This is a genomic window from Pseudoalteromonas sp. TP27, from assembly GCF_056470645.1.
This window is the reverse complement of the sequence record NZ_JARDAK010000004.1, coordinates 29,374-50,229: the sequence shown is the minus strand read 5'-3', so window position 1 is coordinate 50,229 and position 20,856 is coordinate 29,374. Positions and strand designations below refer to the sequence as shown.

General features: G+C 39.4%; 13 protein-coding genes. 7 read left to right on the top strand and 6 right to left on the bottom strand.

The window, feature by feature from the left end; all coding sequences use genetic code 11:
• The first annotated feature begins 8 nt into the window (after window positions 1-8).
• The 7 genes from PX700_RS06705 to ttcA all read left to right on the top strand — a co-directional run bounded on the left by PX700_RS06705 (window position 9) and on the right by ttcA (window position 7,765).
• The gene (locus PX700_RS06705) at window positions 9-2,384 is read left to right on the top strand and encodes a heavy metal translocating P-type ATPase (protein WP_479520271.1); all 2,376 of its coding nucleotides are present in this window, start codon (window positions 9-11) and stop codon (window positions 2,382-2,384) included.
• The gene (ccoS, locus tag PX700_RS06700) at window positions 2,381-2,548 is read left to right on the top strand and encodes a cbb3-type cytochrome oxidase assembly protein CcoS (protein ID WP_002963071.1); all 168 of its coding nucleotides are present in this window, start codon (window positions 2,381-2,383) and stop codon (window positions 2,546-2,548) included. Before PX700_RS06705 ends, ccoS begins: the two co-directional genes overlap by 4 nt.
• On the top strand, window positions 2,541-3,212 hold the full coding sequence (locus PX700_RS06695; RefSeq protein WP_479520270.1) for a sulfite exporter TauE/SafE family protein: 672 nt from the start codon (window positions 2,541-2,543) through the stop codon (window positions 3,210-3,212). Before ccoS ends, PX700_RS06695 begins: the two co-directional genes overlap by 8 nt.
• 42 nt (window positions 3,213-3,254) lie before the next feature.
• Window positions 3,255-3,992, top strand: coding sequence for an FNR family transcription factor (locus PX700_RS06690; protein WP_415637586.1), 738 nt, complete (start codon window positions 3,255-3,257; stop codon window positions 3,990-3,992).
• A 412-nt stretch (window positions 3,993-4,404) separates the two neighbouring features.
• On the top strand, window positions 4,405-5,556 hold the full coding sequence (locus tag PX700_RS06685; RefSeq protein WP_415637587.1) for a right-handed parallel beta-helix repeat-containing protein: 1,152 nt from the start codon (window positions 4,405-4,407) through the stop codon (window positions 5,554-5,556).
• A gap of 197 nt (window positions 5,557-5,753) precedes the next feature.
• Window positions 5,754-6,680 carry a universal stress protein UspE gene (gene uspE, locus PX700_RS06680; protein ID WP_415637588.1) on the top strand — a complete coding sequence of 309 codons (927 nt, stop codon included), beginning with the start codon at window positions 5,754-5,756 and terminating at the stop codon, window positions 6,678-6,680.
• Window positions 6,681-6,850: 170 nt separating this feature from the next.
• Window positions 6,851-7,765, top strand: a complete 915-nt coding sequence (ttcA, locus tag PX700_RS06675; RefSeq protein ID WP_415637589.1) for a tRNA 2-thiocytidine(32) synthetase TtcA — start codon at window positions 6,851-6,853, stop codon at window positions 7,763-7,765.
• A 90-nt stretch (window positions 7,766-7,855) separates the two neighbouring features.
• On the opposite strand, the gene PX700_RS06670 is transcribed toward ttcA, so the two are convergent.
• The 6 genes from PX700_RS06670 to recC form a co-directional block, all read right to left on the bottom strand.
• Complete coding sequence (locus PX700_RS06670; protein ID WP_479520269.1) at window positions 7,856-8,917, bottom strand: hypothetical protein; 1,062 nt, start codon at window positions 8,915-8,917, stop codon at window positions 7,856-7,858.
• A gap of 54 nt (window positions 8,918-8,971) precedes the next feature.
• Window positions 8,972-10,042: a hypothetical protein gene (locus PX700_RS06665; protein ID WP_479520268.1), complete on the bottom strand. Its 1,071-nt coding sequence runs from the start codon at window positions 10,040-10,042 to the stop codon at window positions 8,972-8,974.
• A 294-nt stretch (window positions 10,043-10,336) separates the two neighbouring features.
• Window positions 10,337-11,662 carry a methyl-accepting chemotaxis protein gene (locus PX700_RS06660; protein WP_479520267.1) on the bottom strand — a complete coding sequence of 442 codons (1,326 nt, stop codon included), beginning with the start codon at window positions 11,660-11,662 and terminating at the stop codon, window positions 10,337-10,339.
• Between the two features lie 163 nt (window positions 11,663-11,825).
• The gene (gene recD / locus PX700_RS06655; RefSeq protein WP_479520266.1) at window positions 11,826-13,868 is read right to left on the bottom strand and encodes an exodeoxyribonuclease V subunit alpha; all 2,043 of its coding nucleotides are present in this window, start codon (window positions 13,866-13,868) and stop codon (window positions 11,826-11,828) included.
• Window positions 13,865-17,428 (bottom strand): exodeoxyribonuclease V subunit beta, encoded by a 3,564-nt coding sequence (recB, locus tag PX700_RS06650; protein ID WP_479520265.1) that lies wholly within the window; start codon window positions 17,426-17,428, stop codon window positions 13,865-13,867. The genes recD and recB overlap by 4 nt, the downstream gene beginning before the upstream one ends.
• Window positions 17,415-20,714: an exodeoxyribonuclease V subunit gamma gene (recC, locus tag PX700_RS06645; protein ID WP_479520264.1), complete on the bottom strand. Its 3,300-nt coding sequence runs from the start codon at window positions 20,712-20,714 to the stop codon at window positions 17,415-17,417. The genes recB and recC overlap by 14 nt, the downstream gene beginning before the upstream one ends.
• Window positions 20,715-20,856: the final 142 nt, after the last annotated feature.

The window sequence follows — 20,856 nt, the reverse complement described above, 5'->3', positions numbered from 1 at the left end:
TCATAACTATGTCTAACTCTTGTTTTCATTGCCTTGAGAGTGTGCCAAATGGATTTAGTGCAAGCGTTATAATTGACGACAAAGCCCAGCCAATGTGTTGCATTGGCTGCCAAGCTGTTGCGCAAAATATTGTTGACCAAGGTATGACCGATTACTACAAATACCGCACCGTACGTGCCGGTAAAGTAGAACAGCTAGTACCTGAGCAACTCGCATTTATAAAAAGTTATGACAACGAAGATATTCAAGACGAATTTATAGCCACCAACGATAATATCTCAGAGGTATTGTTGAGCGTTGAAGGGATAACCTGCGCCGCTTGTGCGTGGCTTATCGAAAAACAACTTTTAAATTTAAACACAGTCAAACGTGTTGATGTAAATACCTCAACCAACCGCGCTATGATTCAGTGGGATAAAACCAGCACCCCATTGAGTGAAGTAATTACCTCCTTAGCTAAAATTGGTTATAAAGCCTATCCATTTCAAGCCGATACTGAAGCCCAACAAAAACAACAAACGGCAAAAGCCTATATTCGCCGCTTAGGTGTAGCAGGCTTAATGACCATGCAAGTAATGATGTTTGCATTTGCCATGTACTTTGGCATGTTTTCAGGCATGGACAGTAATTTTGAACAGTATTTTAGGTGGATCAGCTTAGTACTTGCCTCTCCCGTTGTTCTATATAGCGCACTGCCCTTTTTAACCAATGCCATAAATGGCTTAAAAGCAAAACAGCTCAATATGGATTTACCCGTCTCGCTGGCTATTTTTGGCGCATTTGGTGCAAGTTGTTACGCTACATTTATGGAAGTGGGTGAGGTATATTTTGAATCTGTATGTATGTTTACCTTTTTGCTGTTATTGGGAAAATACCTTGAATTTAGAGCGCGTTTAAAAGCGAGCGAGTTTACTGCCAACTTACAAAAACTACTGCCATTAACAGCGCGTACTATTAACGAAAGTGGTGACGAGCTTATAATTGCAGCAAAAAAACTAAAACTTAATGACATCGTACTTATTAAAGCGGGTGAGACAATTCCTGCCGATGGCGAACTTATTAAAGGCAAAACCACGGTTGATGAGTCTATGATGACCGGTGAACATCAACCCGTAACTAAGTTTATTGGTCACAATGTTTATGCTGGTTGTGTTAACCACGACGGCGTTATTGAAATAAAAATTAATAAAATTGGTCAAAATACGCTTTTAAATCAGATTATACGCCTGCAACACAATGCATTAACCAAACGCCCTAAATTGGTTGAAATTACTGATAAAGTAGCACAGTGGTTTATTGCGTGCTTACTCATATTTGCTTCGCTTACTGCTATTGGTTGGTACCAAATTGATCCAGAACACGCATTTTGGATTACTATTTCGGTTTTGGTTGCTACCTGCCCATGTGCGTTGAGTTTAGCCATACCTACCGCGCTTACCTGCGCCGTAGCAACACTTACTCGCAAAGGCGTGTTAATAAAACAAGCGCATGTGCTCGAAACACTCTCACAAATTACTTTATTTGCATTTGATAAAACAGGCACTCTTACACAAGGTAAATTTAGCCTTAATGAAGTCGATATAATCGATAAACAATACACAAAAACACAAATCCTCGATATTGCAGCTAGGTTAGAGCGCTATTCTGAACACCCTATCGCTAGCGCTTTTGATGAAATCACACTTGCTCATCATAACCTTGATAACGTTGAAGTACACCCAGGGCTGGGCATTAGCGCACAAGATGCAACTCATCATTACGCAATTGGTAAAAGTGGTTGGTTTGATAGCAAAAAATCAAATGCACAAGCAAGCTTATATATAAATAAACAAGTTGTTGCACGTTTTTACTTTGTTGATAAAGTTAAAAATGATGCTAAAAAACTTATAGAGTCTCTTCAATCGCAAAACTTAACGTGTCATATGTTAACCGGTGACGCCTCCGATGCAGGCCAAAAAGTAGCAAAACAACTTAAACTCGAAAGCGTGCAATCTGGATGCTCCCCACAAGATAAACAAACAGCCGTTGAACAGTGGTCTTCAAAAAAAGAAGTGGTTGCTATGGTCGGCGATGGTGTAAACGACAGCCCAGTATTTGCCAGCGCACACTTATCAATTGCCATGGAAACCGGTGCAGATATATCTAAAAATAGCGCTGATGTGGTGCTCCTTAATAGCGATTTAGCCTCAATCGATCACTTACTTAATGTTGCTAAACAAACTAGGCGCATTATTAAGCAAAACCTTGCGCTTTCTTTATTGTATAATGCGTCCATATTACCACTTGCAGCATTGGGCTTAGTTGCTCCATGGATGGCTGTGATTGGCATGTCTGCCAGCTCAATTATTGTGATCAGTAATTCACTAAGGCTATTAAAGTTATGAGCATAATTTACATTTTGATCCCCATTGCCATTTTGTTCGTCATTATTGCTATTGGTGTTTTCTTTTGGGCTGTAAAAAGCGAGCAGTTTTCTGACTTAAACAAGCAGGGTCATAGTATTTTGTTTGAAGACGACAAAGAGCAACATAACAAAAGTAATGATTGACCCTCTTTATACCAGCGCATTCTTAATGGGGCTAATAGGTAGCGGACATTGCATTGCTATGTGCGGCGGTATAGCAAGCTCATTACAACTAGCGAGTGATAAACGTAAAACGTTAACCTATTCATTTGCTTATAATATTGGGCGTGCACTAAGTTATATGGCTGCAGGTGCACTTGTTGCAGGAATTAGTAGCCAATTTGCAAGGCAAAACACGTCTTTCTCTTTAGCCCTTTCATTCATTGCTGCTATTTTTATGCTCCTCGTTGGCGTGTATATAATGCGCTTAGGGCCCACTTTGCAATGGTTAGAGAAAATAGGTAAAACCCTTGTATGGCAACACATTGTCAAGCTCAACAAATACTTAATGCCTATTAATTCTCCTTTTAAAGCCCTTGGCTATGGTGCTTTGTGGGGATGGCTGCCTTGTGGTTTAGTATATTCAGCGCTTACATGGGCGATGACTAGCCCAAGTGCATTGGATGGTGCTTTAGTAATGCTTTGTTTTGCTTTAGGTACTTTTCCGGCAATGATTACTTTAGGTGTTACTGCGCAAAAGCTAAATACTATTATTAACCATCCATGGACTCGTATTGTATTAGGCAGTGTTATAATTTGGTATGGTATCTACTTATTGATTATTGCAACTGACAAGTTGGTACATTAATCTACACAATGTCGTGAATAAAAATTAAAAACGGATTAAATTATGGATTTTTCTCAAAGTCGCGCTAAAGGTAATTGTGCTATTAGCTGTAATAATTGCAGTATTAGTCAATTGTGTTTGCCATTTTCACTTAATGGCCAAGAAATGGATAAGCTTGACGAAATTATTGAGCGAAAAAAACCACTGCATAAAGGCGACTATCTATTTGAATCAGGCGCACCGCTGCAAGCTATATATGCGGTACGTTCTGGCTCATTTAAATCGTACACGTTATCAGAGCAGGGCGACGAGCAAATTACTGGTTTTCATTTAGCAGGTGATTTGGTGGGTTTTGACGCAATAAGTAAAATGGCGCATCAAAGCTTTTCGCAAGCGCTAGAAACGTCAATGGTATGCGAAATTCCGTTCGATACCCTTGATGAACTTGCTGGCAAATTACCAAAACTTCGCCAACAAATAATGCGTTTAATGAGTAGCGAAATTACTTACGATCAAGAAATGCTGTTATTACTCAATAAAAAATCAGCGGAAGAGCGTTTAGCAAGTTTTATTTATAACCTTTCGGAACGTTTTGGTGAGCGTGGTTTTTCGCGTAAAGAATTTAGATTTACCATGACACGCGGAGAGATTGGTAACTATTTAGGTCTAACCGTTGAAACTATAAGCCGTTTACTGAGTCGTTTTCAAAAAGCCGACTTAATAAAAGTAGAAGGCAAGTTCATTACTATTTTAGATAATAATGCACTCGCTAAAACAGCCGCAATAGTAAAACCTTGTTAATAAATACCTCCAAAAAAAATCAATGCTTTATTCGTAATTAAAGTGTAATTATTGCAATTGCACTTCCCCTCAACTAATACTTTAGAAGTGAACTTATACAAATCAGTATAAGTATGAAAACTATTTAACAATATGAAAACTGCGATCTAATTCAGTGTAATTATCCTTACAGTGCGTTTTCATTTATACCAATCTGCTTATATATGAGGTCTATTTAATGTTAAGAAAATTACGCTAGAACTAGGCAAAAATTTTTGTATCTAGTTGTTCTAAATAAAAAATTTTAACGACGTTATGTTGCAATTTAATTCGTTAAATTGATCAAAGATTTATGCAGTTTGGTATTAGTCATATTGCAATCCTTATCATAGTTATAAACTTCTATTTATTAACAATATAAAAGGAATAACCTATGCCTAATATTTTATATTTCCTGTTTATCTTCTCTTTAAGTATTATCAGTACTCAAGCATCAAGTTCAATGTTACCTGATGATAATATTGATGACACCCAAGCATTAAAAGAGTTAATTTTAAACACTGCGGAAAATAGCGAGTTAGTGATAGAGCAACCAGGTATTTATGATATTTGCTCAGCCATCATTTTTAGAAATATTAGTAATATCGTCATTTCTGCGAAAAAAGGGGTAGTACTAAGAAAGTGTGAAAAATTTGACGGTGAATATATTTTAGCTTTTTATAACTCACGCTTTATAACTATTGAAGGCTTCACTTTTGAAGGATTAACAAAAGACACTGTTAATTATGTGTGGGGTGAGCAAGGCATACTCTTTGCTGGTTCTTCTGATATATCGGTACGTGATAATCAGTTTTTTAACTTTGGGGATGCCGCAATCAGAGCGACCTCTTCTCATTTATCTTCTTATGATGCGCCAATTAATTCTTTTAGAGTCAAAATTACCAATAATTACTTTGAAAATATCACGCAAGTTACCACCACTCACCCTTGGAATAATAACTTTGGTGGTACGCATGATATTACTGTTGAAAATAATATTTTTGAAGGCTTAAAAGGCTCTTTAAAATTTGCTTCCGTAAAGCCAGTGTCAAAGGGGCTAATAAAATATAATACATTTAAAAATACCAAAGGGACTGCAATTGAGCTGACCTATTATTCCGATGTTAAAATAATTGCGAATACGTTTGTAGATACAGATAAATTTATACTCAATGCCTACCCAAATAAGCCAAGCAGCGTGACAACACCATTTAATTGGGGAAATATATATTTTACGCACAACAGTATTATACGTTCGAAAGGGGGGATCAGAATACAGTCTGATGTCACAAATGAGCTCATTGACGATAAATACGTCAGAGGTATTTATATCAATAATAATCACTTTCTCAATATTGATATGACTGTTTACCCTGAAAAAAAATACTGGGATCTAATTAACTTATTCTCTCGTGGTGGGAAAAGCTATGTATTTTCTACAATTAAGAACAATACTTATAACTTACTCCCAGAAGTAAACTTTGTGAAAAAAACGAGTGGATTTATCGAGAAAAATAATACATTACTCACACCTAAAAGTGATTAGGGCGTGTTGACCTTTCGTGATTAATTTTGGTTTAAATTAACTTTCAGTCTATTTTATAGCCATTTTAGGTTATTAATTTTTAATAACCTTGGAGAAAAAATTTCTTGATTTAGAACAACAATTATTATGCTACCCCTTTAACTGTTTTATATTTACGTTACACTAAATGTACACCCGTTATGTAAATGGAGTAGCATATGAACACTATTAAACGCATTATTGCGGTTATTGACCCTACCAAAGATGATCAACACGGTTTAGCACGTTCAATAGATTTAGCTAAAAAGTCTGGCGCAAGTATTACCGCTTTTATGACGGTGTACGACTTCTCTTATGAAATGACAACCATGCTCTCTGGCGATGAACGTGAAGCAATGCGTAACGCCGTATTAAAAGATCGTGAGCTATGGCTGACCGATTTAGTCTCTCCTTATAAAGATATAAATATTGAAACCCAAGTGGTTTGGCATAATCGCCCTTACGAGGCCATAATTGATACTGTCATTGATCAAAAATACGACTTAGTTATTAAAGGCACACATCAACATGGTGCACTTAAGTCAGTTATTTTTACCCCTACCGATTGGCACTTAGTACGTAAATGTCCCGCTCCTGTATTGTTTGTAAAAGAAATGGCATGGCCTGCTAACGGTAATATTTTAGCTGCTGTAAATGCGGTTAGCGAAAATGAAGAGCATGTAGCACTTAATAAACGCGTTATTAAAGATGCACAATTTTTATGTGAACTTGCCAACGCAAAGCTTAATTTAGTTAATGCCTACCCCGCTACACCGATTAATATAGCAATCGAAATCCCTGAGTTTAATCCTGGGCTTTATAACGAATCAGTTAAAAAGCATCACCATGAATCAACTAATGCATTGGCAGCTGAGTTTAATTTAAGCCAAGAGCAATGTTTTATTGAAGAAGGCCTACCTGAGGATGTAATTCCTGATGTGGCTAAGCGGTTAAATAGCGAATTAGTTGTTATTGGTACTGTTGGACGCACTGGCTTAAGCGCGGCGCTTGTGGGTAATACAGCAGAGCATGTAATTGATAGTCTAGACTGTGATGTACTGGCACTTAAACCTGACGGTTACGTAAGCCCGCTGGCAAAGGATTAATTTTAGGCCTTATGTACACGTTATAAGCGAGTTATTTTTACGTGTTAATAAGGCATGTTTAAATCAATTTTAATTACATCCTAAACTCGCATATTCAGGTGGTTTGGGTATAATACGCCCCTTTATTTTTAGCAAATAACTTTGCTGTATTGTTTTACTAGGGGGCGTAATTGTCACACTCAGATCAAGCTAAAGCTCAATTTAACTTAAATAAGCTGCAAAAGCGTTTACGTCGCCAAACTGGTCAAGCCGTTATGGACTTCAATATGATTGAAGAAGGCGACCGCATAATGGTATGCCTTTCTGGCGGCAAAGACAGCTACACTATGCTCGAAATGCTCCAGCATTTAAAACGTGTTGCACCTATAAAGTTTGACCTTATTGTTGTAAACCTAGATCAAAAACAACCCGGTTTTCCTGAACATGTATTGCCTGAGTATCTTGATAAATTAAATGTTGAATACAAAATAGTAGAAGAAGATACCTACAGTATTGTTACTGATATTATTCCTGAAGGTAAAACTACCTGCTCACTTTGCTCACGCTTACGTCGTGGTATTTTATACCGAACAGCAAAAGAGCTGGGTGCCACTAAAATAGCCCTTGGGCATCACCGCGATGACATGATTGAAACCTTATTTTTAAATATGTTTTATGGCGGTAAATTAAAAAGTATGCCGGCTAAATTAATGAGTGATAACGGTGAGCACATGGTTATTCGCCCGCTTGCATACTGCAGAGAAACCGATATAGCTCAATACGCATTTGCACAAGGCTACCCTATAATCCCGTGTAACCTTTGTGGCTCACAAGAGAACCTGCAGCGTAAACATACAAAAGCAATGCTCGCTAAATGGGATGCAGAGCACCCTGGCCGTATTGAGAGTATTTTTACAGCCATGCAAAACGTAGTACCTTCACATTTAGCTGATGCTGATTTATTTGATTTTAAAAACTTACAAACGGGTGAAATCATTGATGGTGGCGATATCGCCCTTGATAAGCCAGATATACCTAAAGTGCCTGTTACTAATGAGCTTGATGAACAAGAATCGCCAAGTGTAGTTACTATAAATCTAAGCTAACTTTTAGTTATAGTTAACTAAGAGTTAAGGATTAAGGGTTTGTATTTATATACAAACCCTTTAGTTTACCAATTTAATCTTAGCTTTATTTTAGCTCTCAGCTAAACCTTGTAAAAACTCTAAACTTAACTTTTCTTGTGCATTGGCCTGGTACGGCAACTGTTGCAAACTATCGTATGCAAAATCAGTAATATCAAAATGACTTATTTCACTATTCCCAAAGCTGTTACGCTCACCGGGGCTTGGCGACATTCTCTCAATTACAAAATCACTTAAACGCATATCTGTAATACCGTGAGGTAATATTGACCAATGAGCTTTTAAGTCTAAGGTTTGGTTTCCCTGTGTTAAACGTTCCTTAGATACCAAATGAGCAAGTGGTGTATCACCACTGTATAAATTAGCCCTAACACGATACAAACCGCTTTTTATCACGGTTAAATTAGCTGGCACGACCATGTTTTCATCTTGCGCATATGCAGTTTCAAAACCTGTTAAAGTCGCACTTGGCGCCATATATTGAATTTGCGCAACTACGGGGACTTTTTTACCAGCAACATTACCCTCTACAAACACTTGCAAACTACGAGGATAATCATCTTCGCCTTTAAAAGTGATAGTTGCCTCACCTTCACGTGCATTACCTGTATGAGTGTTTAATACTTCTTTCGTGTCTGTATTTGCAAGTTCAACGACTACTTTACCAAGCCCTTGAGCGCTTACTTTTATTGTTATTTCTTCTGGGTATACAAAGCGATATTGTTTGAGACTTACCGTTAAAGCATCGCCACTTTCACCTATAGGGCTCGACACAGGATAAAACTGATTTGGCTTTAATCTATCTTCATCTAAAGCGCTTAATGGCTGAGAATAAGGAGGAAATTTAAGTGCACTTTCATATTGCATAACCACTTGCTGCGCTGCTTTTGTTAGGTCTTCATTAAACACAATTTGTTTTTTTGATTGTGGTTTTTTAGCCTTAGGTACATCTATAGGGATCACTTTTACAGGCGATAAGTCAGCTGCGTTCGCGCTGTGTTTAATCTGTGGTTTTATAGGCTCAGCTACTTTATGAGCATCACTTTTCCCAGTAAACCATAGCGAAAATAAAATAGCGCTAATAATTAAAGCAACGACATAAAATTTTTTCATTAGTTAAATTTAATCCTTTATAAGACGTGCAGTTATAAACCGCACGTCTAAATGTTATGGGATCACATTATAAATAAGTGCTGATGCGCTTAAATTATTTGAATCCTTAATATAACGATATTGTTTTTTCCAAAACCAACTACCTGTAGTTTTATCAAACGTTTTAAACCCTACGTTATCATCGGCTACATTTACGTTGTTCATCGCTATCGTTACATTACCTTTACGCTGCGCGTTATGTATTTCGTTGTGGCTATAACTGTCACTCATCATCATTGGATAATGGTTTGGCATAAAGCTGTTTACCGCATCACCTTGCGATTTTAAACGGCCATCAGTATCAATACTTTGGCTACAACTTCCAAATGAGCGTGCTGAACTTGCACCACATGAAGAATGCGATGCAACAACCGAATCATCATTGCCTTTTAAAAATCCACCTGTTAAACCTAAATACGCATTACCATCGGCAACAAAGCGTAAACGAGGTGTACGTGCATCAGGAAATGGCGATATTTTGCGGGCATTATTCACTTTTAAATCGTGTAATACGCCAACAGCTTCGGTTACATCACTCCCTAACCACCATTTGAGTGCTGCATCGACCGCAAAGTTCCATGATGCGCCAGTTAAAGCACTAACTGCCACATCAGCCAGCTCGCTTCCACCACCCGCGCCAGCTAAATCAAAGGTAGCCACAATATTAAGCGGCTGTAAGCCTTCGTTTTCTAACCAGTTTTCTTGATTATCAATAATATGGCGTGCAACTAAGTCACCGGTTGAATGCGTTACAAATACACAACCATCACTGCATAAATTAGAACGTGATATTTGCTTTAATTTTGGCCACACCCAATCAGTAGCAATTTTTCCTTCAATACGTTCATAAGCAGGCCAATCAATTCGCTCATCTGCGTGATTATTCCAATACGACTGCCAATATGTTTCCCCATCATTAACTACATCGCTACCCGACTTATTTGTAATTTGCGCGGTTTGTAAGCCGTGAATTAATATAATTTTATAGTCTTTACTCGCTGCAGAAAAGCTCATTAACATAGCTAACCCCGCACCGAGTATGTGGCTTGGCTTAATTAATTTGTGTGTGCGTTTTTTGTTGTTCATACAATTCCTTAATGTTGTGTACTTAATATTTTATTATCATTTAAGGTATTCATGTTGGTTTGCGTAAGCTTGTCAGCCTAAGCGCTCACTAGTATTAGGAACAACGGACAAAAATGCAACAATTTATTATCATTTAGGAGGGGGTTGAAATTTATTTCATACTAATTAATGACTTAATAAATCTATACTTGTTAAATTTGAAATTATTGGATGGTTCTCAAGGGGATATTGAGGTAGTAAGATTAAAACGAGCACCATTAAAAGTACCCGCTTTAGAATAAGGACGAAGCTAATCTAACCGTTGGCTTTAAGCTCACTGGTAAATTGCCCAATCGCATTCACAACTTCTTGTGCACCTTCTTGAATTTCCTGCATCACTTCACCTGATTCTTTAGATAGCGCTAAGCCTTGCTCTGCTTTTTCTTTACCTTTTTCTATTACAGCCACCGTATTTTGTGTTTGTGATTGATTGCGCTGTACAACTTCTACAATTTCTTCTGTTGCTTTTGAGGTACGCGATGCAAGCAGCCTAACTTCATCTGCAACAACTGCAAAGCCTCGACCTTGCTCGCCAGCTCTAGCCGCTTCAATTGCCGCATTTAGTGCTAATAAATTTGTTTGCTCAGCAATACTACTAATGCTTTGTACAATACTCGATATTTGTTGCGACTGCTGATCAAGCGCTGAAATTTCATTTGCAGCTTGCTCCATGTTAATAGCCAACTCCGTCATTACAGTAACCGTATCTTGTATAACGCTCGCGCCTTGTTCAGCTTTTTTGTCTGTTTGAGTTGAGGTGCTATAGGCAATTTCGGCCGCTTGTGAAATTGCAATTTCTTGATTTACTTGATCAGTGATAACAGTCGCAAACTTCATCACTTTATAAAGCTCATTAGCATCATTAGATATCGGGTTATATGACGCTTCTAGCCAAACAATATTGCCATGCTTATCAACTCGCTTAAAACGCTCTGCAATAAATTGTCCTTCTCTCAATTTAGCCCAAAATTGTAAGTACTCTTGGGAGTTTGATTCTGACGGTTCACAAAATGTACGGTGATGTTTACCTAGTATTTCACTTTCTTGATAACCCATTGCCGATAAAAACTGATCGTTTGCTTTTAAAACATGACCCTCTAAATCAAACTCAATCACTGCCATAGAACGGTAAATAGCTTTAATGGTATCGCTTTGCTCGCGAGAAGCCGTAATTGTTTTTGTAAGCACACTGCCAAATACAGAAAAATAGAGCAACTGATCTTGCTCCCCTTTTACTGGATGAACTATTAACCGCAGCCATTCAGCTTTGCCGTCGCTGCGCATAACTTGTAATGCACCGCCCCAATGCCCTTCTTTTTTAATGGCTTGCTGTAGACTTTTAAATTCTGCAGATTGACGAGAAGATTCAGTAATAAAATCACTAAAAGAGTTATTACTTAAGTCATCTTCGGTATAGCCTAAATTACTTAAAAATTTATCATTCGCGTGCGAAATTCGCCCATCATAGAGGATATTAAATACTAGCATCTCTCGATAAAGCCCTTCCCATACTTGCTGTAATGGGTAAAGTTCAGCTTTTAAAGACGCTATCTCATTTTGTTTATTTTTAGAAAAAAACATTAATATCCTTACTAATACAATCAATATAAAATTAATTTTAGTATAGGAGACATTTACCATAACGCGATAAATAATAAGAGTTTTAACCGCAACTACATATGAACACTTATATAAGTGAAAATGTACTTATATAATAGCTTCGGCGCAACGTAATCCTCAAAGTCTAAAACGTTAATCTTTCGTATAAACCTGATGCCCTAGATACGCTTTTATTCATTGCTAATTGCAGTACTTTTTTGTCAGCCACCAGCTCAAAGGTGTTTTTAGCACGGGTTATGCCCGTATACACTAATTGTCTGTTAATACCCATGCGCGCTTGCTTTAGCGGTGGCAGTACCATGGCGGTGTAGCTAAATTCTGAGCCTTGTGATTTATGAATAGTCATTACGTATACTTTATCGTGCGCCGGCAAGCGTGCAGGCGAAAATGATCGTTGGTTACCTTGCTCATCAATAAATATGGCTTTGAGCTGCCCACTTTCATCGGGCATTAAAATACCAATATCGCCGTTAAATAACTTAAGCTGGTAATCGTTTTGGCTCACCATTATAGGCATGCCTGTGTAATGATGAGTATTAGGGCTTACGGTAATCAAGCCTTGTTGTTGTAATACGCGCTCAATACGTTGATTTAAGCTATGCACGCCATAGTCGCCCTCCCGTACCGCAGCTAAAAGCTGATAACTTGCAAAAGCAGCATGCACCTGTGCAACACTTGCACCTTGGGCAATTAAGTTTAGGTATTTTGCATAATGACTTGCTGCACTTTTAACGAGTTTTTCTATTGGTTTTGCTACAAAGTCGTAATCTAAAATTACATCGTTAAAACGCCCTTCAGTACTTTCTTGCTCTACGTAATTTAAAATACCGGTGTTATTGGTGTTTACCGCCAATGCTAGTTGACCAATGCCGCTTTGTGCATCAAACCGATAACTGTGCTGCAAAAAGGCAATGCAATCTGCGAGCTTAAATTCACTCTTGTTTTGAGCTGCTAGTTTAGGCTGATTATTAAAACATAAGCTATTTAGCTCATCACAACGTGCTTGCGAGTAGCTTGGTGTTTGCCCAAGCGCTAAACCTTGGCATAAATCGCTCATTACACTGCCGGTATCTACCGAGGCAAGCTGATCTTTATCACCTAAGAGTATTAATCGCGCGTGCGCAGGTAACGCTTCTATTAATTTAGCCATTAGCGATAAATCGACCATACTGGCTTCGTCTATAATCAGCACATCTAAATGCAGTGGATTGCTTTTGTTATGTCTGAATTTATTAGTAAACGGTTTTACGCCCAATAAGCGGTGAATAGTTTGAGCGCTTTGCGGTATCAACACCTTTATATCATCAGGGATCGTTGTGAGCTTATTTTTTGCACCCAATATTGACTCACTCAACCTAGCAGCGGCTTTACCTGTAGGGGCCACAAGTTTAATGCTAAGGGGTACTGTTTTATAAAGAGACTGTAAAATAGCCAGTAACTTAGTTACCGTGGTAGTTTTACCTGTGCCAGGACCGCCCGTGATCACGCTGAAGCCTTTGGTCGCGGCAATCGCGCACGCCACTTTTTGCCAATCAGTTTCAATTGCAGAATCTGCAGGAAAATAGGTATTTAAAAGTTCAGCCAATACTTCGTTGTTAATATTGAGCTTTCGCTCGCTCATACTTAATAATCTGTCAGCGAGTGTTTGCTCATAACCGGCAAGACGCGCAAAATAAAGCCGGTCGTTAAACAATTGCAGTGGTTTACTCTCGCCTACGCTTTCGTGGTTTTGTAAGTAACTAAGCGCTGTGTGTACGTTAAAATCATCACTAAACGGGCTTAGCGTACTTGGTACATTGCCATCGAGTTTATTAAAATCGCCTTTGCGTAAATTAAAAGGATTACTCCAATCAACCTCATTTAAGGTTAAACAACTGTGTTGGCTTTGCTGCGATAAGCACAGCAGTAAAATAATATAAAACAATTCATTATGAACGTTTGATGCGTTATTAGCGCACAATAGCTCAGCGAGTTTTACATCAACGACACGTAGCCGATTTTCAGATAATAGATACTCAAGTAACGGCACTTCGGTAATTGTATTCTTTATTGCAATGTCTTCTTGTACAGCATCTGGCGCTGTACTTTGTGCTACAACGGATGTTTCATCATTAAGCGTTTGGTCAATATCGTCAAACAAGCCAGGTTGCTCATTTAAATCGCTCATAGCATGGCTCCTTGGCTAAATAAGCCATCTAAAATAATCACTTGTTCTACAGTTAGCTTTTTAAAGTACACGCCTTGCCCTGCCGGCATTCCTCGTAAAAAAGTGTAATACACACCACCTAAATGGGTTTCTATCGAGTAATCAGCTATGCGTTGTTTTAATAACCGATGCAGCGCTACTGTGTAAATTAAATACTGTAAATGATACTGATGACTGCTCATCGCTTGCTCAAGCATATCGCCTTCGTAATCAGCTGGCGAACTGCCTAAATAATTAGACTTATAATCTAAAATATAATACTTGCCTTGATAGCAAAATATTAAATCGACAAAGCCTTTTAATAAGCCTTTTACTTGCGAAAACTCAAGTTTACTTTGCGTAAAACCAAAATGCTTAACCAGCATTTCGTTTAGCTTAGGTGCACTTAAACTCTCAAGTGGTAAATTAAATTCCATTTCGACTAGGCAATCATTAGGTGTAAGCACATCCAATGAAAGAAGACCCTTATCTAGGGGGCACGCAAGAACATCAAGCACCCATTTTTCAGCCACTTCTCGCCATTGCTCACCTATGTGATACTTTTCAAGGCTGCGTTTTACCACCTCAGATAAGTTTTGCTCCGTATTAGTCGGGTGAACGACTGGGCTGGTAAAATCTATTTGTTCAAATATTTCATGCAAACAGCTACCAGGTTTTGGCCCTTTAGGAAAACTATAAGGTGATGGCAGCTCGTCCTCTTGTACTGCAAACTCGTCTTTTTCGTGATCTTCATCACTTCGCCCTGGGGCTAATTGGTCGTTGTGCTTTTTAAAACTCAACGCACTAAAACTAGTTGCTCGCCAATTACGCTCAATATTTGCCTTTACACTATTAACACTTAACGTTTGCTGCGCAATTTTGCTATTACTAAAACAAAGCGTGCCCTGCTCTAATAACGTTTGTGAGGTAAATTGCTGGTAACTCATCGCGCTGTTAGCGTCGCAAAACTCACTTAAATGCGTGCGCCATGTTTGGCTACTCGCAAGCTCAAGCCCTGCAAATAACACGTGTCCTAGTGAACTACTTTGAATCGCTAAGCGGCTACTTTGTCCTTGCCCAATGTTATAAACACCCAGCGCACAAAAATGTACGGCACGAGTAAGCGCTACATAAAGCAGGCGTAAATCTTCAGCTAGGCGTTCTTGCTCTGCTTTTTGCAGGGCATCTTCGTCTTTACTTAAATCGTAAACTAGCTTGCCATTATTATGATAAAGCGCTTCTTTTGTTTCGCGATAGCCACTGGCAAACGGCATAAATACCAGTGGGTATTCAAGCCCTTTTGAGGCGTGCATAGTGACTATTTTAACTAAGTTGGCGTCGCTTTCTAGGCGTACTTGCACTGTTTCGCCATCTTGTTGGCTTACCTTTTGAGCAAACCAGCGCAGTAAACGCAGCGTACCTTCAAGCTCTATTTGTTTTTGCTGAAGTATTTCACCCAAATGCCTAAAATCGGTTAACCAACGCTCAACGTTATACCCTAACCCTTGCCATTTAGCGCTAAGCTGATTGTGGCTCATTAAGCGCTCAAGCATTGCCATAGCACCTTGCTTGTTCCAAATGTGGCTAAGCTGTGCAAAAAAGTTTAAGTAGTCTTGCCATTTATTTTCATCATCAGCGAGTGCGTGTATTTCGTTATAACTTAAACAAAATAGTGGTCCGGCTAAAACACCGCGCAGCAATGACTCGTCATATTGACCATGCAGCGCTGTTAAAAAGTTAAGTAAGTGATGGCTAAGCTCTTGGCTAAAAACGCTTTCTCGTGATAAATACACGCTGGCAATTTTGGCATCATCTAGCGCTTTTTTCATTATTTGCGCTTCAACACGGTCACGCACTAATATACAAATATCAGCAGCGCTTACAGGGGTACTGCCAATGCACGCGTCCCCCTGTTTTGCTTTTTCAAGCAGGGTCACTATTTTATTAGCAAAGTGAGTGGCTAAATGCGCTTGCCCTACACCTTTGTTAGTTGGTTTGTTTTTTTCGTCTGCGGCTTCATCTACAAATACATTAAATTCGAATGCGGTAGCGGGTTTGCCATCAATTAAAAAAGAGTCATCCGCTTTTTTGCCTTTAGCAGCCACTGCGTTAAACGGTATGGCGTCGTTATAAATAAAGCTGTTAGCGTGTTTGCCAAATAAACTATTAACGCTATTGACTATATCGGTGCTTGAGCGAAAGTTAGTACCCAGCGTAAATTGCTGATCAATCAGTACAGCTTCTTTTGCGCCAATGTACGTAAAAATATCTGCGCCCCTAAAGCCATAAATAGCCTGCTTGGGGTCGCCTATCATGGCAAGCGTGGTATTTTGTTGCCCATAAATTTTACTAAAAATACCGTACTGAATCGGATCGGTATCTTGGAATTCATCAATCATGGCAACCGGAAACAACTGCGCAATTTTTTGTGCTAGTACGTCGCCTTGCTCATTGTTAAGCGCGCTGTGTAAATTGGTCAGTAAATCATCGGGGGTGATCACACTTTGCTCTTGCTTACGCTTAACTATGGCAGCTTTTACCCAACGTGCTGCATGTTGTACAACCGCTATTTTTAGCCCTTGGTTTATGGTGTTATTAAGTGCGGCAAGCTCATCAAACTGACTCAGTAATGGATGCGTAAATAATGGCTGATTTTTTTTATAATTACCTGCATCGCTTAAGTTTTCTGTGCTCCACACTTCAAACGAATACTTGTTAGTGCCAAATTCAAAAAACAAATCGCCGCCTAAACAAAATGCTTCAAGCGCAGCAAGACTGCCTTTTCGTGCTGGCGTTTTAGAACCACTTAAACCCGAGCCTTTAATAGCGCCTATAAACTCTTGCTCTAATACTGCTTTTTTAAATGCGGGTACACGGATTATATATTCATCGCGGGCTTTCCATACATCATCTAAATTTATTTGTGGTGTAATGTGCGCATTGGCTTTATTTAAAATACTCGCCACTTGAGCGAATAAAGCCTCTGGTGCGGCAAACACATCTAAAATAGCATCGGTGCGTTCTTTATTAAGTGGATATACAAACGCACGCCAAAAATCTTTAATGGTTTCGAGCAGTATGTCGCGCTCATCTAAAATAAATTCGAGATTAAACGCCACACCCGACTCAAACGCATGTTGTTTTAGCATTCGCTGACAAAAGCCATGAATGGTAAAAATAGCGGCTTCGTCCATTGATTTAGCAGCCGCATCGAGTAAATCAAATGCGCGGTGTTTATCGTCAATGACGGCAATTACACCTTCAATGAGTTCATCGTTTGGGTCTTGTCCAAGCAGTGCATCGCGCGCAGCAATAATTCGGCTGCGTACGCGGTCTTTAATTTCTTGGGTGGCAGCGTCGGTAAAGGTTACTACCAATATTTGCTCAACACTGAGCGGCGTATTTACCTCACCGTCTATTTGCATACCTAATAAGTAACGCAAATAAAGGCCTGTTATGGTGTAGGTTTTACCGGTACCCGCACTCGCTTCTATTAAGCTTTGACCAATGAGCGGCATAGTAAGAGGATTAAGCGCTTGCATGGTCACTCTCCTTTGCGTGTTTAAATAAAGGCGTGAGCAATTTATCACTCCATTTTATAAATTCTTCTTGGCAGTCGTTTAGCGATTGCACCGTTAAGCGAATATACGGGTTTTCGCCCTCGCCTCGCCCTATGTATTGCGGGCTAAATTTGCTCATTGCTTTTGTTATATCGCCGCCGCTTTTAACGTACTCATAACCACTTACCGGAAAAAATGGCACAGGCTCTTTGCGCAGTGCTTTGTATAACTCAAACCAATCAAGTAACAATGCATCGGCATCGGCTTTGCTTATGGGCGCAAAGGTAATTTGCTTATCAAGCCCAAGTAACAATGTTTCTACGTGATGCTCCATACTTTGCGCTGCAAGGTGATAAATAAAGCCTTTAATTAAATCTTTCGCTTTAATACTCGCGCTGCGATAAAACACTTGTTTTTGCAAATAAACATGATTGAGCCATCCCTCTATTTTAGTGCCTTCAATGGTAAGCAAAACTTCTATTGGCTCACTTTTTCCGCCTTTAATGTGCTCTTTTACTTGCCCTGCAAGCGCATCAACTCGGTGCTCCATACTTTCAAATATGAGGCTGCCTACATTGGCTTGAGGTAACTCACCTCGCTGCAGTATTTGTTCGGTACTTAGTGGTTGCTCGTTTATATTGGCTTTAAGTATTTCATCAAGATAAAAATAACGGCGCAGCGCATCTAGGCTAAATGGCTCTTCGTCTTTTGCTACTTCGTTAAATTGTGGCAGGCGTAAACCTAGTGTTTGTTGATAAAAGCTCTCTTGTGCGCTGCACACACTTTTAATAAACACATCGAGATCTAACTGCTCTGGCACAATCACATCAAGCGCAATAACCGGTTGTGGTTTAATTGACTCACTTGGCAGCCAAATTGGGTTGTAACTGTGGTTACTCAGCACAGTATTGGCTTGCTCATCTGCTAAATAATAATGGCTATTAAAGGGCTGTAAATGCTGCTGATTGATTAAACATGCTGGCAGTGTTTTTTCGCTTTCTTCGCTTAATACAAAGCTGCGCCCTATGTATTCTAACAGCTCACTTACAAGCGTTGATGGCATGCGCGGTTGGTTATCAAAACACGAGCGACCAATGTAACTCATGTATAAGTTGTCGCGGGCACTCAATAGCGCCTCTAAAAATAAATAACGGTCATCTAATTTACGTGATCGGTCACCTTTTTGCTTTTTAGAATACGGCACCAGGTCAAAACCAATAGGCTGTACGTTACGCGGATAGTCGGCATCGTTTAAGCCAAGCATACATACCACTTTAAATGGTACGGCGCGCATTGGCATCAATGTACAAAAGTTTACTTGGCCTACTAAAAACCGCTGCCCTACGCCTTTTTCTTGAATGCCTTGCTTAATTAAATAACTAACAATACGCTGCGAAACCGCTTTGCTGTAATCGCCGTTGTCGTGGTGTTTTTGTAACTCTTCGAGCACATTTTGCAGCACTAATAAATCCCAGCTATCGTCGCTTTCACTTTCGTATATCGCGTTTAATAGCTCGCTTAAAATATGCGCTTTATTAGTCAGTGTATCGTCGGGCGTTAATTGCTCTTTAAAACTTTGCAGTACATCAATAAAGTGCACAAGCTTATTAAGCGTATCAAGCGCCATGCCCTCTACTTCGTCAGCGCTGTAAATACCGTTAAACGGACATTGCTCGTCGCGCATGGCAATGCCAAGCAGTAAACGGTTAAGCCCATGTTGCCAGGTATTTAAATCGATAGCGGGCAAATCAAAGCTGCTTTTATGCGCTGCGTTTATACCCCATTTAACGCCTACGCGTTCAAGCCAATATTGAATTTGCTCATATTCGTGTGCTTCAAGCCCAAACTTTTCGGCTATTTGCGTCACTTGTAATAAATCGAGAATATCTGACACACCAAAGCGCGAAAACGGTAAGTTAGCTAAACTCGCAAATGAACTAAGGACGGGCTTTTCTTGCTCGATGGCTAAATCGGCCAAAGCGTAAGGAATAAAGCGGCTACCTTGTGCGCCACCAAATACGGCTTCAATGTAAGGGCTGTAAGTGCCTACGTCGGGCATCATCACAATTATGTCTTTAGGGGTTAGTTCGGGGTTTTGATTAAATAAGTTAAGTAAGTAGTCGTGCAAGCGCTCAACTTCTCTAAGCGGTGTATGGCAATCGCTTAGCGTAATGCTGGTGTCGGTTGCACTGATTGGTAATTTACCCTCGTCGTTTATAAACCACTCTTTGTTATCGGTCAGCGATTCACCTTTAAACGCAAGCTGATAAATCTCGCTTTGTACTTGCCCAAGTAAGGTGTCGTCAAACACATCAATAAAACCATCAATCCAACGAGCATCTAGCTGTACGAGTTGCTCAAAATAGTCGCGACCTAATTTACCCCACGACGATAACAACGGATTACCAATAAAGTAGTATTCTTCATCTGGGTTAGTTTGTTTTTTTTGTTGCGCTTCCACCAGCGGCATTTTAGCGTATTTAGCGCTTATTTTAGCCGCTGTTTTTTCATCTATAATATCGCCCCAGTAATGCTCACTCGGGTTAAAAAAGAATAATATAACCTCTGTTTTTTTACTCAGTGCTTCAAACACCTCAAGCTGGGAGCTGGCAATTGCCGATATACCAAATAAGCTAATGCGTTGTGGTAGTAAGCTATTATCCATCGTCTCAAGTGCTGCCAATAATTGCCCTTGCATGTTAGCGCGATGAAATTGGCTTTGCCCAAGGTCTTGGCTTAGTTTTACAATGCGTCGCCATAAGTCAGGTTGCCATGGGGCAATGGTTACATCAACATCATCAAGCTCATCTTTGCCGCTATCCCATGTAGCAATCCAGTGCGGTCGGTACATTAAATATTGGTCATACACATCGGCTATTTTTTCGCACAACGCAAAGGTTTTTTGCCCGTCGATATCGCCCTCTAAATAAGTTTTTAGCGGCAAATATAATGGCTCATCAATACAATTTGGTAAAATTGCAAACAGTTTCCAAGCAAGGTTGGGTTTGTTAAATGCCGACTCTTTAGGGACATTTGGCAGTAATTGCTGATACAACTGCCAAATAAAGCTCGACGGCAGCGGAAAATCCACCTGCGCTGCGACTCCTAAGTTTTCGCTCAAACCTATTTTTAACCACTGCGACATACCCGGCGATTGCACTAGCACCACTTCTTTGTCGAACGGGCTTTGCAATGGGTTTACTTTTAACAGCTGGTGGAACTGCGCTTGCAGAGCTTCCATCCGGTTTGATTGAATAATATTTAGCATATAACACGGTCCTTGCTTGAGATAAAACCAGTGTAAGATATTTTTAATATTAGGGGTAGCGAAAAGGGTAATTGGCTTTAATAAATCAGAGAGTTAAGAACTAACTTACAGGTTTTTAAACGCACAGCATCTATTTTATAAA